The organism is Mangrovicella endophytica (genome assembly GCF_002893625.1).
In the GTDB taxonomy this organism is placed as follows: domain Bacteria; phylum Pseudomonadota; class Alphaproteobacteria; order Rhizobiales; family Rhizobiaceae; genus Mangrovicella; species Mangrovicella endophytica.
In genome coordinates this window covers 482,597-497,601 of sequence record NZ_PKMZ01000002.1, presented here as the reverse complement: position 1 = coordinate 497,601, position 15,005 = coordinate 482,597, and the positions used below count along the sequence as shown (strand labels likewise).

Here is a 15,005-nt window from a genome sequence, read left to right as displayed (position 1 = left end):
GCGCAGAGATGAGCGAGAGCACCACCGATTTCAGGGGCCGCCCCATCGTTGCAGTGACCGGCCTCGGCGTCGTCTCCTCGCTCGGCGAGGGCGTCGAAGCCAACTGGTCGTCGCTGACGGCTGGACGCTCCGGCATCCACCGCATCAACCGTTTCCCCATCGATAACCTCCGCACCACCATCGCCGGCACGGTGGACTTCATAGAGGTCGAGCCCTCGATCTCGGTGAGCCGCTCGCACGCCATGGCGCGCTCGGCCGGCACCGAGGCGATCCGCATGGCCGGCCTCGATGCGTCCGACTTCGGCGGTCGGCTGTTCCTCGCCGCACCCCCGGTGGAGCTCGAGTGGGCCGATCGCTTCGCCCTCGATGCGGCTGACGGCGATGCGCCGGCGGACGCCGGTTATGACCGGCTGATCGAGCTGGCGCGCCAGCACCCCTCGCCGGCCACCTACGACAACACCCGCTTCGGCCGCATCTCCGAGTTGCTGGCGGACGAGCTCGGCGTGCGCGGCCTGCCGGTGACGCTGTCGACCGCCTGCGCGTCCGGCGCGACCGCCATCCAGCTCGGCGTCGAGGCGATCCGGCGCGGCGAGTGCGAACGCGCGCTCGCTATCGGCACCGACGGCTCCGTGACCGCCGAGGCGCTGATCCGCTTCTCCCTCCTGTCGGCGCTGTCGACCCACAACGACATGCCGGAAAAGGCCTCCAAGCCGTTCTCGGGCGACCGCGACGGCTTCGTCATGGCCGAAGGTGCCGGCGCGCTGGTGCTGGAGTCGCTGGAGTCCGCAAAGGCCCGCGGCGCGACGATCCTCGGCGTCATCCATGGCTGCGGCGAAAAGGCCGACGACTTCCACCGCACGCGCTCCAAGCCGGACGGCTCGCCCATCATCGCGACCATCCGCGCCGGTCTGGCGGATGCAGGGCTGGAACCCTCCGACATCGACTACATCAACGCCCATGGCACCTCGACGCCGGAGAACGACCGCATGGAGGCGACCAGCCTCGAAGCCGTGTTCGGCGAAGCGCTGCGCTCGACGCCGATCTCCTCCAACAAGTCGATGATCGGGCACACGCTGACGGCGGCCGGCGCGATCGAGGCGGTGTTCTCGATCCTCACCATGCGCGATGGCCTGATGCCGCCGACCATCAACTACGACAATCCCGACCCGGCGATCCCGCTCGACACCGTGCCGAACGCGGCGCGGCGTGGCGAGGTCCGGGCCGTCCTCTCTAACTCCTTCGGCTTCGGCGGACAGAATGTCTGCCTCGTGCTCGGACGCGAACCGCGCCCCTGAGCCGCTGCCGCTCGACCGGACCCTGATCCCATGCACGCACTGCAACTCGTCGGCGACCGCGATCTCCGACGTACCGAGATCGACGAACCGCCCGCGCCGGGTTTCGGCGAGGCGACGGTGCGCATCTCCAAGGTCGCTCTGAACCACATCGATGTCTGGGGCTGGCGCGGCATGGCATTTGCCAAGCGCAAGATGCCGCTCGTCGTCGGTGCCGAAGCCTCCGGCTTTGTCGAGGCGATCGGCCCCGGCGCCTCCGGCGTGCTGCCGGGCCAGCTCGTCTCCATCTATGGCGCGCGCACCTGCGGCCTGTGCCGGCCCTGCCGCGAAGGCCGCGACAACCTGTGTGAACACGTCTCGGGCGTCCACGGCTTCCATCTCGACGGCTTTGCCACCGAGCGGGTGAACCTGCCGGCGCGCCTGCTCGTCCCGGCACCGCATGGCTGTGACGCGGTCGGTGCGGCGGTTGCGCCGGTCACCTTCGGCACGGTCGAGCATATGCTCTTCGACAACGCCAAGCTCGAACCGGGCGAGACGATCCTCGTCCATGCCGGCGGTTCAGGGATCGGCACGGCGGCGATCCAACTCGCCAAGCGGCACGGCGCCACCGTCATCACCACCGTCGGCTCGAACGACAAGATCGAGCCGGCACGTGCGCTCGGCGCCGACCACGTCATCAATTACCGCGAGGACCGCTTCGAGGGCGTCGTGCGCAAGCTGACGAAGAAGCGCGGCGTCGACGTCGTCTTCGAGCACGTCGGCAAGGACACCTTCGCCGGCTCCATGCTGGTGCTGCGCCGCGGCGGCCGCCTCGTCACCTGCGGCTCGACCTCGGGTGTCTCGACCGAAGTGAACCTCATGCAGCTCTTCCAGCAGCAACTGCGCCTGATCGGCTCCTTCGGCTGCCGCATGGAGAACATGGCGCTGTCGATGCAGAAGATGGCGCGTGGTCTCGTCCGCCCGGTTGTCGACACGATGATCGGCTTCGACGAGATCGACATTGCCTTGCGCCGCATGGAAGGTCGGCAGGTCTTCGGCAAGATCATTCTTGACATGGACGGCGCCTCCTCGGCGCAGGGCTCGACCGCCTTCGCATGAACCCGCGCATCGCCAAGCTCTGGAAGCGCTGGCGCAAGGGCCAGAACTGGCTGATCGCGCAGGCGCTGTTCGCGCTGCTCGCGATCGTGCGCCTCTTCCCGGCGCGTGCCGGTCTCAATGTCGCGGAGAACTTCACGCGGCTGCTCGGTCCACTCACCCCGCGCCATCGCCTCGCCAAGGAGAACCTGCGTCTCGCCTATCCCGAAAAAGACGAGGCTTGGGTGGAGAAGACCGCGCGGCGCAACTGGGGCCAGATGGGGCGCGTCGCCGCCGAGTTCGTCTTCCTGGAAGAGATCTTTGACTACGATCCCGAGCGCCCGAATGCCGGTATCGTCGAGGTCGAGGGCAAGGAGATCTTCGAGGACCTTCGCAACCGCAAAGGACCGTTCATCTTCTTCACCGGCCATCTCGGCTGCTTCGAGCTGCTGCCGATCTGCGCCGCGACCTACGGGCTGGAGGTCACCGCCCTCTTCCGCCAGCCGAACAACAAGGTAATCGCCCGCGAGCTTCTGAAGGCGCGCCGTACCGCCGGCGGCCATCTGGTACCGTCCAAGGCCGGTGCCGCCTGGGCGCTGGCCGGTACGCTGCAGAGTGGCGGCGCCGTCGGCATGCTGGTCGACCAGAAGTTCGGCAAGGGCGTGCTGACGCGCTTCTTCGGGCGCGAGTGCCGCACCAATCCGTTGCTTGCCAAGCTCGCGCGCCAGTTCGATTGCGAGGTATATCCCGCCCGCTCCATCCGGCTTCCCGGCGGCCGCTACCGGCTGGAGCTGCAACCGCGGCTGGAGCTGCCCCGCACGGAGGCAGGCGTCGTCGACGTGCCTGCCACCTGCCAGCTCCTCAACGACGTCGTCGAGGGATGGGTGCGGGAATATCCGGATCAGTGGATGTGGTTCCACCGCCGCTGGCAGATCTGACCTGACGCCAGGCAGCGCAGCGACTGCCTAGTCCCCTGGATGCCGTGAAACGCTTGCGACCGCCCGGCGTCAGCGTCGGATGACGATCGACGTATTGCTGCGGCCGAATTGTCTCACGAGCGCGTACAGCGCCGCCGCATGGCGTGGATGCAGGCGAACGCAGCCATGCGAGGCTGGGCGGCCAAGCTGACGGATCGCGCCGGTGCCGTGGATCGCGTAGCCACCGCGGAAGAAGATCGAATGCGGCATGGGTGCGTCGTCGTATTTGCGCGAATACCACATGCGATGCAGGCGGGTCGGACGATACGTGCCCACAGGGGTGACGTAGCCTCTTCCGGCGGTCGAAACTCGCCAGCGGTAGACCACCTGTTCGCCCAGGGAGACCGTCATCGTCTGCGCTGAAATATCGACCTGCGCCACGAGGCGCGCTCCCGCTGCGGCAGGCGCTATCAGGTTCAAAAGTCCAAACAGCAGGACGCAGACTATCGCGATGCGTTGCACCGGTTCTCTCCAGATCATGTCGGCATGCCCCCGAACGTCACCGTAGTGGAGACCCGCTCGATGATCACCTGACTCGCCGGCTAGAACTTTCGTCTAATATTTCGAAGGCACGGGCATCGTCGCCGCATCATCCGTCGCCGCTATAGCCGGACGACGAGCCGTATGGCCTCAGCGGCCAAAGCCACCGGATCCGTTTGTTCCAGTTGGCGTTTGCGCCGGATTGTCGCAGCCGCACGGGGCTGACTGCCGGCTCAGGGCTTGGCGCGCTTACGGCCAAGCACTGGAACTCGCCGAAGCAGTGCCACCTGATCTCTCCAGCAAGCCGGCCAAATTCGGATGCAGTCTTGCTCGTGGTACAGTCATCATACAACGATCCTGAGAGTTTTTTTACTTCTGCAGGTTAGCGTCGCCGCCAACATGGCACTGTGTGAGTGATGCTTCTCAATCTGGCGAAACGATACTGGGCGACCATAATCGGAGGCGTTGCGATCGCAGCCTTTGTGTTGGTCAGCATCCTCAGTCTCGGCGCCGGGGCGGTCGGCCAGCTGGTCGAGACCGCCATGCGGGAAAAGGGTGCCAGCTTTGCAGCCCTGCTGATTTCCCCCAAGGGCAACGCCGAAGCCTTCCTGACCGGCATTGCCCGCAACCCGGACGCGGAAAGCACCATCCGCGAGGTTGCGGCGCTGGCGGAGATCGATGCCTTCAGCATTTTCGATCTAAACGGCGAGGAGGTCTTCTCGTCGCGGTCCGAGCGCTACAAGTGGCTGCTGCGGGATCGGCCGGGCGGTCTGCGCTCCGGTGACCGGCTGTCTCGCCAGGTGATCGAGCGTCCTGGCGAATGGCAGATCGTCTATGACGACGGCAGCTCCGATCCGTCCGTCATCACGCCGCTGATCCGCGACGGCCGCACCATCGGCTTCGTCTCCATCATTGCCGGCATGACCGAGGACCGCAGGGCCTACAGGTCGACGCTCCTCGGTGCATCGCTGTCGCTGTTCGCAGTGCTGCTGGTTGCGACCGGCATCCCGCTGCTCGTGTATCTGCGCCGTCAGAAGAAGATGAACGAGGCGGACGAGCGCATCCACTTCCTCGCCAACCATGATCCGCTGACGCATCTCTTCAACCGCACGCGGATGCAGGAAGAAACCGACCGTGTTCTCGCAACGTCGCGGGCGACGCGCGAACAGATGGCGTTCCTGTTCATCGATATCGACGGTCTGTCGGAAATCAACGACAGCCTCGGTCAGGTGCAGGGCGACGAGTTGCTCCGCATCGTGGCGCGACGCCTGACGAGCGTCGTCGACCGCAACGATCTTCTCGGCCGCATCGGCGCCGACGACTTCACGGTTCTACACCGCCGGCTCGGTGGACTGAACGATCTGTCGGCCCTCACCCGCCGGATCGTCGATGCCGTCAGCGAACCGGTCGAACTCGCCGGACAGACGGTGACGCCGCGGATCTCGATCGGCGTTGCCATGGTGCCGAAGGACGGTCGCACCCACAGCGAGCTCGTCAAGCATTCCGAACTCGCCCTGATGCATCACAAGGCGATGAAGTCGGGCGACTTCGCCACCTTCGACCCCTTTATGGACGAGGAGCTCTTCCGCCGCCGCCAGATCGAGGCGCTGCTGCGCGCCGCGCTGGAGGAAGACGGCTTCGAGCTCTTCTACCAGCCTATCGTCAGCGGCGACGGCTCGCTGCTCCTCGGTTTCGAGGCGCTGATCCGCCTGCGCGACGGCGAAGGTGGCTATGTTCCGCCGTCTGTCTTCATCCCGATCGCCGAGGCACGCGGCTACATCAAGGCCATCGGCACCTGGGTGATCCGCGAAGCGACGCGCCAGATCGCCGCCTGGCCTCAGGAACTCTTCGTGTCCGTCAACCTCTCCGCCGTCCAGTTCCGCGACGGCGACCTTGTCGACATCGTCCGCTCCGCCATTGAGGCGGCCGGCATCGAGGGGCGGCGGATGGAGATCGAGGTCGTGGAGTCGCTTCTCCTCGAGCGCTCCGACAACATCCTGACGCAGCTGCGCGAGCTGAAGAGTCTCGGCATCTCCATCGACATGGACGATTTCGGCACCGGCTATTCCTCGCTCGGCTACCTCTGGCGCTTCCCCTTCGACAAGCTGAAGATCGACCAGTCCTTCATGAAGGCATTCGAAGAAGGCGAACGTAACGTTCCGCAGATTGTCGAGACAATCGTTTCCATGGCGCATCACATGGGGATGAAGGTGACCGCGGAAGGCATCGAGACGGAGGCGCAGGTCACGCTCTTGCGCGGCGCGGGCTGTGATCAGCTGCAGGGTTACCTCTTCGGCAAGCCGATGGCGGCGGACCGTGTTGCGGGCGAGATCCTGGCGAAATACCGCGTCGGCCGGCAGCTGGACTCCGGCGTGCCGCGCTCGATCGCCCTGGTGGGCTAACCCCCAGGCTGCGCATCCGCATTGCGGAATAGACGGCGGGATATGGTCGGCTGATGGCTCAGGCCGAGCTATATCGGAGCTTGATCCGCCCTTTCATCTATATGGTAAATGATTGGTTTAATGGACTTTTTTGACTCAAATTGATCTATGTGGGCAACCAATTGTGCAGGGCCGCATTGTCCTAGAAATTGAAGGGCGACGTCATGCGGATCCTTATACTTGAAGATGAACCCATCATAGCCATCGACCTCGAGGAGATCGTTCTCAGCAAGCTCGACGCTGAAGTCGTTGTTGCTTCAACTGCCGAAGAAGGTTTGCGACATCTGGCACAGGGCATCGACTTCGCGATGCTGGATATCAATCTTGGATCGCCGCGGACGACCTCGCTGCCGGTTGCCAAGCAGCTCCTGAAGAAGCGGATACCCTTCTGCTTTATCTCGAGCAGCCTGGAAACGCTGCCGAACAACTTCGGCGCGGTTCCGCGTGTGTCCAAGCCGTTCCGGGCGACCGAGATTGCAGGCGTCCTGCCCGCCGCCGCTGCCTGACTCGACAGGACACGGCCATCGCGCAGCCGCAGCACGCATCCGCAGATGCGAGAATGCCACCGGCTCCACGGCACAGCGAACGCTGCTTGATGAAAGGGAAAGCCGTACCGGGACTAGGCCGGTAGATGAAGTCGTCGCCGTGCCGGTACGCAATACCTGATCCGGTTTGGGCGTCGCTCTTCGTCGCCCCTCATTGATACACACGCAGGTGTTACCGTTCGGCTAACAGCCCGCGGCTTCTTTGATTACACTCCTGCGGCTGGAGCATTTCCGGTGAACACGGACTTCCTCTGCCGACTGCATCCGGCCGTTGGGATTTGCCTTCGCCGGAAATGCTCTTGAACTGCGGACGTTCATCTCTCCCGCCCTATCTCTCGGACGCGGCGCGGCGCATACGCCCTCGGGAGAGGTAGAGTTGGACTGGATTTGGCATTTCCCGCAGATCGAAGGGCGCACGCTGCGGGAAAGTGCCCGCGCGGTCGATCAGCACTACCGCGCCTTCTCGCGCGCATGGGGCGGCAGCATCGAAGCCGCGTTCCGGCCCTTGCTCGACTTCCTGCTCTGGTTTGAAAGCCTGCTGATCACGACGCCCTGGTGGCTGATCATCGCCGCCGCCGCCGCCATCGTCTGGCTGGCGAGCCGCTCGACGATCGTCACGATCGGCAGCGTTGCCGCCCTCCTCCTCATCGGCCTCTTCGGCCTGTGGGAGGACACGATGCGCACCTTGTCCATCATCATCGTCTGCACCGTCATCGCGATCGCGATCGGCTTGCCCGTCGGCGTCGCCATGGCTTGGTCGAACCGGGTGCGGACGATCATCAGCCCGGTGCTCGACGTGATGCAGACGATGCCGAGCTTCGTCTATCTCATCCCGATCGTCATGCTGCTGGGCATCGGCCTGATCCCCGGCCTCATCGTCGTGGTGATCTACGCGGTACCGCCGATGATCCGTTTGACCGATCTCGGCATTCGCCTGGTCGACCGCGAAGTGCTCGAAGCCGCTGACGCGTTCGGCTCCAGCCGCTGGCAGACGCTATGGCAGGTGCAGCTGCCGCTGGCGCTGCCGACCATCATGACCGGCATCAATCAGACCATCATGATGGCGCTCGCCATGGTCGTCGTCGCCTCGCTGATTGGCGTGCGCGGTCTCGGCCAGCCGGTGCTGCAGGCGATCACCAACCAGTATTTCACCCAAGGCCTACTGAACGGGCTCGCCATCGTGGCCATCGCCATCATCTTCGATCGCGCCAGCCAGGCCTATGGCCGGCGCCTGCAGCAGCATCGGGAGGCGACCCGGAATGGCTGATGCGAGGTCCGGCGAACCGGCCATCCGCATCCGCGACCTCGTCAAGATCTTCGGATCCGACGAAGCCGCTGGCGTGGCCGACGTGAGGGCGGGCCTGGACAAGCCACAGCTCTTGGCCCGCAACGGTCAGGTGCTGGCGCTCGACGGCATCGACCTCGACGTCGCGGCCGGCAGCATCCAGGTCGTCATGGGCCTGTCCGGCTCGGGCAAGTCGACACTGGTGCGGCACGTCAACCGCCTGATCGAGCCGTCGGCGGGGTCGATCGCCGTTCTCGGCGAGGACGTCCTCGCCATGTCGCCGCGCCGCTTACGCGACTTCCGTCGCCGGCACATCTCCATGGTCTTCCAGCGCTTTGCCCTTCTTCCGCACCGGACGGTCCGGCAGAATGTCGCCTATGGGCTGAAGATCATCGGTCGCGCCCGCCATGAGCGCCGGGAAGCGGCCATGCGCTGGATCGAGCGCGTCGGCCTGGGCGGCTACGAGGACGCCTATCCTGCACAGCTCTCCGGCGGCATGCAGCAGCGCGTCGGCCTGGCGCGGGCGCTGGCGACCGATGCCGACATCCTCTTGATGGACGAGGCCTTCTCGGCGCTCGATCCCCTCATCCGGGCCGATATGCAGAGCGTACTGCTGGGACTGCAGACGGAGCTGAAGAAGACCATCGTCTTCATCACCCACGATCTCGACGAGGCGCTGCGGCTCGGCGACAGCATCGCCATTCTGCGCGACGGTCGCATCGTTCAGCGAGGCTCGACCCCGGAGATCGTATTGCGGCCGGCCGATGCCTATGTGCGGGACTTCGTAGCGCAGGTGAACCGCGGACGCGTCCTCAGGGTGGGGGCGGTGATGCAGCCTGGATCCGTTGATGAGACAAGCGGCGCGGTCCAGCTGACGGCCGGCATGTGGGTGGAGGAAGCGGTCCGGCAGCTGTCGGACGCGGGCGCCTCGCTCGGGCGTGTCGTGGACGCGAGCGGGAAGGTGCTGGGCACAGTCACACAGGCGGCCCTGGTCGCGGCGATGGTGACGCCGCCGCTGACCTCGCCATAGGGCGCCTGATCAGGCTGCCTTGGCAGCCGACGCCGCGGTTGGCACGTCCAGAGGCGTCATTGTTGCGATGACGTCGAGGCAGTCATGGAGGAGATCGAGGTCGACAGGCGCGATATTCATCAGCGTTCGCTCGATGACCGGCCGGTCAAAGCCCTCGGCAGCGAGCACGCGGATGGCCGCTACCATCAGCTCCGCCTCGTCGAACCGGCTTGGCTTGCGCCCGCTGCTCACCCATTCCATGGCGAATCTCCTCGGCTCCGATGCTTCTATAGATGTCTAAGGATAGAGTTAACGCAAGGTAAAGACTGAAGGGGAAGTCAGCTTGGCGTCAGCTTCGGGTGCCACGCGATTGACCCTCTCCACGCGGGCCGGTACCCAGAGAAAACACCAGCCGAAGCCGATCTGCCGCCGCCACAGGAGTTGTGCCATGACCGATGCGCTGAGCCGCCTGCTCGAGGAAAAAGGCGTCCTCCTCGCCGACGGCGCGACCGGGACCAATCTGTTCGATGTCGGGCTCGAATCCGGCGAAGCGCCGGAAATGTGGCTGGAGCAGCATCCGGATCGTATCAGCGCCCTGCACCAGTCTTTCGTCGATGCCGGCGCCGACATCATTCTCACCTGTTCCTTCGGCGCGAACCGCCATCGTCTGAAGCTGCACAAGGCCGAGGACCGGACGCATGATCTCAACCGCAAGGCGGCCGAACTGGCGCGCGCCGTCGCCGACGCCTCTGGCCGGACGGTAATCGTCGGGGGGTCTGTGGGCCCGACCGGCGAAATCCTGGAGCCCATCGGCGCCCTCGCCTACGCCGACGCCGTGGCAGCCTTCAAAGAGCAGATCGAGGGCCTGAAGGCCGGCGGCGCCGATGTCGTCTGGATCGAGACCATGTCGGCTGCGGAAGAAGTGCATGCCGCGGCCGAGGCGGCGGTCGCCTGCGGCATGCCCTATGTCGCCACCGGCTCCTTCGACAGTGCCGGCCGCACCATGATGGGCATCCACCCGAAGGACTTCTGGAAGTCCGTCGAAGATATCGGGCAGTCGCCGCTGGCGCTCGGCGCCAATTGCGGCGTCGGCGCCTCTGACATGCTGGCGACCGCACTGGAGTTCGATACAGGCAGCACCGGCGCGGCGATCGTGGTGAAGGCCAACTGCGGCATCCCCCGCTATCAGGACGGCAAGACGGTCTATTCCGGCACGCCGGAGCAGATGGCGGACTATGCGCGCCTCGCGATCGACGCCGGCGCGCGCATCATCGGCGGCTGCTGCGGCACCTCGCCCCATCATCTCGCGGCCATGCGCGGCGCGTTGGACCATCATGTCCGCCGGCATCGCCCGACGGTGGAAGAGATCGTCGAGACGGTCGGACCGCTGGTCAACAAGCAGGCGTCCGAATCCGGCGCCGAAGGCGGCGCCGGCCGCACGCGGCGCTCGCGCCGTGGCGGCTCCGACGCGGCAGCTTCGTAACAGGCCACCAAGGCGCGGCGCCGTTCCCGTGGCGTGAGAACAACTCACCTCGCCTGGCAAGGCACAGAGCTCGCGGCGAACCCGGCGCGAGTCTCTGCCGCGTGACAGTCGGCGTCGGCCTTTGGCGTTGCCGTCAACGTGGCAGCTGCCGCAGGTAAATTGGCTCGGCTACGGCAGAATCCGGCAGTTGCGAGGAGGTGTCAGCGCTTGGAAGCAGTCTCCACCATCCTTGTCCTTCTCCTCGCCGTCGTCGTCAGCGGCGCGCTGTCGCGCATGCTTCCCGTAGGCCTGCCGCGACCGCTGGTGCAGATCGCGCTCGGCGCCATCATCGGCTTTGCCGCGAATCTTCGCGTGCAGCTCGATCCAGAGCTGTTCTTCCTTCTCTTTCTGCCGCCGCTTCTCTTTCTGGACGGCTGGCGTATCCCGAAGGACGAGATGCTGCGCGACGCCGGGACGATCCTGGAGCTCGCCCTGGGGCTCGTCGTCTTTACCGTGCTCGGCATGGGCTTCTTCATCGACTGGATGATCCCGGCCATGCCGCTGCCGGTGGCCTTCGCGCTGGCCGCCGTCGTCTCGCCGACCGACCCGATCGCCGTCTCGGCCATCGCGGCACGCGTGCCGATTCCGGATCGGCTGATGCACATCCTGGAAGGCGAGTCGCTTCTCAACGACGCGTCCGGACTTGTCTGCCTGCGCTTCGCCATTGCCGCGGCACTGACCGGCACCTTCTCGCTCTGGGATGCCAGCCTGACGTTCCTCTGGCTTGCGCTCGGCGGCATCGCTGTCGGCATCGCCGTGTCCTGGCTGATCGTGCGGGCCGGCGATTTCGTTTCGCGCCGCTTCGGCGAGGAAAGCGGCTCGCAGATCCTGATCAGCCTGCTGATCCCCTTCGCCGCCTATCTCGCGGCCGAGCATCTTCACTGCTCCGGCATCCTCGCTGCGGTCGCTGCCGGCGTCACCATGAGCATCACGGAGTTCTCCGGGCGCGGCCAGGGCGGCACGCGCGTGCGCCGGAGCACCGTCTGGGACATGGTGCAGTTCGCTGCCAACGGCGTCATCTTCGTGCTGCTCGGCGAGCAGTTGCCGGTGATCCTCGGCAGCGCCGACGAGGCCGCCCGCAGCGCCGGTATCGGGAACATCTGGTGGCTGCTCCTCTATGCCGTCGCCATCACCGTTGGTCTGGCGCTGCTCCGGCTCGTCTGGGTGACTGTGTCGCTCAGTATCAGCCTGGTCCGTCGCCAGCGGCAGGGCATCGCCATCAGGCGGCCGCCGCGGCGGCTGGTTCTTGCGGTCTCGCTGGCCGGCGTCCGGGGCGCCATCACGCTGGCGGGCGTGCTGACCCTGCCGCTGACGCTGCCGGGTGGTGCGCCATTCCCCGCCCGCGATCTCACCATCTTCCTTGCAACCAGCGTCATCATCCTCTCGCTCGTTGCCGCTAGCCTCGCGCTGCCTCTTCTCCTGAAGGACCTCGAGATGGAGCCGCACACCGAGCGGGAGGCGGAGGAGGACCGCGCCCGTATCATCGCAGCCGAAGCCGCGATCAAGGCGGTGGAAAAGGCGCAGCACGACCTGTCCGCCGGACGAACCGATGCCGACGTCTATGTCGATGCAGCCGCGCGTGTCATGGGTTTCTATCGCGAAAGGCTGTCGCGCTTCTCCCATGATGGTGAGGAGGCGGCGCTCGCCCGCCGCAGCGAGCTGGTCGAAGAGGGTCTGCGCCTGACCGCCGTCAAAGCCGAGCGAGATGCGATCTTCGCCTCGCTGCGCCGCCGCCGCATCAGCAGCGAGACGGCGAGGAAGCTGGTCCGCGAGCTCGACTTGCTCGAGGCGCGCTACCGGCCGGGCACGGGCGGGCATTAGGCGGAGGGCTGGCGAACGAGTACCAGGCGGCGCATTGTCGTGCAGGTCTGGGTCAACGCCCGCTGTTGATGATATCGCCAGGCGATACTATATGCCTCTGAACAAGAAGCATGAGGCCACGCTAGAAGCCATCTTCGACGATCCGGTTCGTGCCGGTATCGCTTGGCGGAATATCGAGGCTCTTCTGGACGCTTGCGGCGCCGAGATCAGCGAGGGCCATGGATCGCGCGTGCGCGTGGTGCTCAACGGGATACGCGCGGTATTTCACCGCCCGCATCCTCAGAAGGAGACCGACAAAGGCGCGGTGAAATCGGTGCGTCGCTTCCTGACCGAGGCAGGGATCAAGCCATGACGGTAATGCGCTACAAGGCCTATGAAGCAGCGGTCGAGTTCGATGACGAAGCGGAGATCTTCCATGGGGAAGTCCTCAACCTCCGTGATGTCATCACCTTCCAGGGTGCCTCCGTCGCGGAGCTGAAGACGGCCTTCCGCGACTCCGTCGAGGACTATCTGGCCTTCTGCAAGGAGCGCGGCGAGGAACCGGAGAAGCCCTTCTCGGGACAGTTCGTTGTCCGCACTGAGCCTTCGGCTCATCGAGCTTTCGTGTCCGCTGCCAGGAGGGCGGGGGTCAGCCTCAACAAGTGGGTGGTCTCGACCTTGGAGCGAGCAGCGCTGCGGTAGGCGCCGAGAGGTGCTCTCTCCGATAGGCGACGATCGAGCGCGAAAACGTAGGGCCGTCGCGCTCGTCTCATTCGACCTTAGCTCCAGCCGGTGCGCCAGACGGCACGGTGGATCAGATCACCTAGCTTGGCGGCCGGGTCCGCCTGACGCCTTCAGGCGAAAGCGTCGGGTTCGGACTCCTTGCGCCGCCGGATGAAGGCGGTCAGCCCCTCCTCGATGCCGGCGTCGAGCGCCGGCGCCTCGTAGGTCTCCAGCCACTTGCGGCAAAGGGCATTGGCGCGGTTCTCGGCCCGCTGCTCGCCCTCGGCCAGCCACTGCTCGTAGGAATTGTTGTCGGCAATGGTCGAGCGGTAGAACGCCGTCTGGAAATTCGCCTGCGTATGGGCGCAGCCGAGGAAATGGCTGCCCGGGCCCACCTCGCGGATCGCGCTCAGCGCCTGCCCGTTCTCGCTGAGATCGACCCCTTCCGAGAAGCGCTGCATCATGCCGAGCTGGTCGCAGTCCATGATGAACTTCTCGTAGCAGGTGGCGAGACCACCCTCGAGCCAGCCCGCCGCATGCAGCACGAAGTTGGTGCCGGCGAGCAGCGTCGAGTTCAGCGTGTTGGCGCTCTCATAGGCTGCTTGCGCATCGGGTACCTTCGAGGCGCAGAGCGAGCCGCCGGTGCGGAAGGGCAGTCCCAGCCGGCGGGCGAGCTGCGCTGCGCCGAGCGACACGAGCGAGGGCTCCGGCGTGCCGAAGGTCGGCGCGCCAGACTGCATGGAGATCGACGAGGCAAAGGTGCCGAACACCACTGGCGCGCCCTTGCGGCAGAGCTGCGTAAAGGCCGCGCCCGCCAGCACCTCGGCCAGCACCTGCGTCAGCGTGCCGGCCACCGTCACCGGGCTCATGGCGCCGGCGAGGATGAAGGGGGTGACGATGCAGGCCTGGTTCGCCCGCGCATAGACCTTCAAGGCGCCGAGCATGGTGCCGTCGAAGGTCATCGGCGAGTTGGCGTTGATCAGGTTGATCACCACCGTATTCTCGTCGACGAACTTCTCGCCGAAGAGGATGCGGCACATCTCCACCGTATCGACGGCGCGCTCCGGCGCCGTCACTGAGCCCATGAACGGCTTGTCGGAGTAGCGCATATGGGCGTGCACCATGTCGAGGTGCCGCTTGTTGACGGGGATGTCGACAGGCTCGCAGACCGTGCCGCCGGAATGGTGGATTGCCGGCGCCATATAGGCGAGCTTCACGATGTTGCGGAAATCCTCGATCGTGGCGTAGCGCCGCTTGCCGTCGAGGTCGCGCACGAATGGCGGACCGTAGACCGGCGCGAAGACGGTGGCCTTGCCGCCAATCTGGACGTTGTTGGCGGGATTGCGGGCGTGCTGGGTGAAGGTGCGCGGCGCCGTCTTCAGGAGCTCGCGGCACAGCCCCTTGGGGAAGCGTACGCGGTTCTCCTTCACATCCGCGCCAGCCTCGCGCCACATGGCAAGCGCCTCCGGATCGTCCCGGAATTCGATACCGATCTCTTCCAGCACCGTGTCGGCATTGGCCTCGATCAGGGAGATGCCTTCCTCGTTCAGCACCTCGTATTCGGGAATGCGGCGGGTGATGTAGGTCAACTTCGGCCCGCTGCCCGATTGGGTGCGTGCGGCCCGCCGCGCCGAGGCGCCGCCCCGGCCGCGTCGTCCCTCGCCGCCCGCTGCCGCGCCGACTCCGTCCAGTCCCGCGATGTCGTCCGTCATGGCCGTCTCCCTGCCGAATCGCCGCAGTCAGCGGCAGCCGGCGCAATCGTCATTCACAGCGATTGTAGCGGCGCCAAGCCGGCCCGCAATTCCGGATGCGGCGGCGCCTGACGCGTGGGCGACAGCGGTGCGCCGCGTAAGGCCC

At 65.8% G+C, this 15,005-nt stretch carries 14 protein-coding genes; 11 read left to right on the top strand and 3 right to left on the bottom strand.

What is annotated here, in order from left to right; translation table 11 throughout:
• Positions 1–8 precede the first annotated feature (8 nt).
• From C0R46_RS07930 to C0R46_RS07920, 3 genes are read left to right on the top strand one after another with little or no spacing between them, the layout of a single operon-like run.
• Complete coding sequence (locus C0R46_RS07930) at positions 9–1,295, top strand: beta-ketoacyl-ACP synthase (protein WP_102959050.1); 1,287 nt, start codon at positions 9–11, stop codon at positions 1,293–1,295.
• A 30-nt stretch (positions 1,296–1,325) separates the two neighbouring features.
• Positions 1,326–2,390 carry a zinc-binding dehydrogenase gene (locus tag C0R46_RS07925; protein ID WP_102959049.1) on the top strand — a complete coding sequence of 355 codons (1,065 nt, stop codon included), beginning with the start codon at positions 1,326–1,328 and terminating at the stop codon, positions 2,388–2,390.
• A complete protein-coding gene (locus C0R46_RS07920; protein ID WP_102959048.1) occupies positions 2,387–3,304 on the top strand; it encodes a lipid A biosynthesis lauroyl acyltransferase in 918 nt (305 codons plus the stop codon). Before C0R46_RS07925 ends, C0R46_RS07920 begins: the two co-directional genes overlap by 4 nt.
• Positions 3,305–3,373: 69 nt before the next feature.
• Here the strand turns inward: C0R46_RS07920 and C0R46_RS07915 are convergent, their stop codons facing one another.
• The gene (locus tag C0R46_RS07915; protein WP_102959047.1) at positions 3,374–3,823 is read right to left on the bottom strand and encodes a L,D-transpeptidase; all 450 of its coding nucleotides are present in this window, start codon (positions 3,821–3,823) and stop codon (positions 3,374–3,376) included.
• A 482-nt stretch (positions 3,824–4,305) separates the two neighbouring features.
• On the opposite strand from C0R46_RS07915, the gene C0R46_RS07910 reads away from it, so the two are divergent.
• From C0R46_RS07910 to C0R46_RS07895, 4 genes are all read left to right on the top strand, one after another.
• Positions 4,306–6,225: a putative bifunctional diguanylate cyclase/phosphodiesterase gene (locus tag C0R46_RS07910; RefSeq protein ID WP_425349869.1), complete on the top strand. Its 1,920-nt coding sequence runs from the start codon at positions 4,306–4,308 to the stop codon at positions 6,223–6,225.
• Positions 6,226–6,413: 188 nt separating this feature from the next.
• Positions 6,414–6,770 carry a response regulator gene (locus C0R46_RS07905; protein WP_157944584.1) on the top strand — a complete coding sequence of 119 codons (357 nt, stop codon included), beginning with the start codon at positions 6,414–6,416 and terminating at the stop codon, positions 6,768–6,770.
• 415 nt (positions 6,771–7,185) lie between these two features.
• On the top strand, positions 7,186–8,076 hold the full coding sequence (locus C0R46_RS07900) for an ABC transporter permease (protein WP_102959045.1): 891 nt from the start codon (positions 7,186–7,188) through the stop codon (positions 8,074–8,076).
• Entirely contained in the window at positions 8,069–9,124 is a 1,056-nt protein-coding gene (locus C0R46_RS07895; RefSeq protein WP_102959044.1) for a quaternary amine ABC transporter ATP-binding protein, read from the top strand. Before C0R46_RS07900 ends, C0R46_RS07895 begins: the two co-directional genes overlap by 8 nt.
• Positions 9,125–9,133: 9 nt before the next feature.
• On the opposite strand, the gene C0R46_RS07890 is transcribed toward C0R46_RS07895, so the two are convergent.
• Positions 9,134–9,364 (bottom strand): hypothetical protein, encoded by a 231-nt coding sequence (locus tag C0R46_RS07890; RefSeq protein ID WP_102959043.1) that lies wholly within the window; start codon positions 9,362–9,364, stop codon positions 9,134–9,136.
• Between the two features lie 187 nt (positions 9,365–9,551).
• Between C0R46_RS07890 and bmt the strand changes: the two genes are divergently transcribed.
• The 4 genes from bmt to C0R46_RS07870 all read left to right on the top strand — a co-directional run bounded on the left by bmt (position 9,552) and on the right by C0R46_RS07870 (position 13,127).
• The gene (gene bmt, locus C0R46_RS07885; RefSeq protein ID WP_102959042.1) at positions 9,552–10,586 is read left to right on the top strand and encodes a betaine--homocysteine S-methyltransferase; all 1,035 of its coding nucleotides are present in this window, start codon (positions 9,552–9,554) and stop codon (positions 10,584–10,586) included.
• Between the two features lie 207 nt (positions 10,587–10,793).
• Positions 10,794–12,446, top strand: a complete 1,653-nt coding sequence (locus C0R46_RS07880; RefSeq protein WP_102959041.1) for a Na+/H+ antiporter — start codon at positions 10,794–10,796, stop codon at positions 12,444–12,446.
• A 91-nt stretch (positions 12,447–12,537) separates the two neighbouring features.
• Positions 12,538–12,798 carry a type II toxin-antitoxin system HicA family toxin gene (locus C0R46_RS07875; RefSeq protein WP_102959040.1) on the top strand — a complete coding sequence of 87 codons (261 nt, stop codon included), beginning with the start codon at positions 12,538–12,540 and terminating at the stop codon, positions 12,796–12,798.
• Positions 12,795–13,127 (top strand): type II toxin-antitoxin system HicB family antitoxin, encoded by a 333-nt coding sequence (locus C0R46_RS07870; protein WP_102959039.1) that lies wholly within the window; start codon positions 12,795–12,797, stop codon positions 13,125–13,127. Before C0R46_RS07875 ends, C0R46_RS07870 begins: the two co-directional genes overlap by 4 nt.
• Positions 13,128–13,279: 152 nt before the next feature.
• Here the strand turns inward: C0R46_RS07870 and C0R46_RS07865 are convergent, their stop codons facing one another.
• Positions 13,280–14,860, bottom strand: a complete 1,581-nt coding sequence (locus C0R46_RS07865; protein WP_102959038.1) for a trimethylamine methyltransferase family protein — start codon at positions 14,858–14,860, stop codon at positions 13,280–13,282.
• Positions 14,861–15,005 lie beyond the last annotated feature (145 nt).

Bases quoted from the DNA above. Each gene is read 5' to 3' on its own strand.
- C0R46_RS07930 (WP_102959050.1), top strand. From the start codon at position 9: ATGAGCGAGAGCACCACCGATTTCAGGGGCCGCCCCATCGTTGCAGTG.
- C0R46_RS07925 (WP_102959049.1), top strand. From the start codon at position 1,326: ATGCACGCACTGCAACTCGTCGGCGACCGCGATCTCCGACGTACCGAG.
- C0R46_RS07920 (WP_102959048.1), top strand. From the start codon at position 2,387: ATGAACCCGCGCATCGCCAAGCTCTGGAAGCGCTGGCGCAAGGGCCAG.
- C0R46_RS07915 (WP_102959047.1), bottom strand. From the start codon at position 3,823: ATGATCTGGAGAGAACCGGTGCAACGCATCGCGATAGTCTGCGTCCTG.
- C0R46_RS07895 (WP_102959044.1), top strand. From the start codon at position 8,069: ATGGCTGATGCGAGGTCCGGCGAACCGGCCATCCGCATCCGCGACCTC.
- C0R46_RS07890 (WP_102959043.1), bottom strand. From the start codon at position 9,364: ATGGAATGGGTGAGCAGCGGGCGCAAGCCAAGCCGGTTCGACGAGGCG.
- bmt (WP_102959042.1), top strand. From the start codon at position 9,552: ATGACCGATGCGCTGAGCCGCCTGCTCGAGGAAAAAGGCGTCCTCCTC.
- C0R46_RS07875 (WP_102959040.1), top strand. From the start codon at position 12,538: ATGCCTCTGAACAAGAAGCATGAGGCCACGCTAGAAGCCATCTTCGAC.
- C0R46_RS07870 (WP_102959039.1), top strand. From the start codon at position 12,795: ATGACGGTAATGCGCTACAAGGCCTATGAAGCAGCGGTCGAGTTCGAT.
- C0R46_RS07865 (WP_102959038.1), bottom strand. From the start codon at position 14,860: ATGACGGACGACATCGCGGGACTGGACGGAGTCGGCGCGGCAGCGGGC.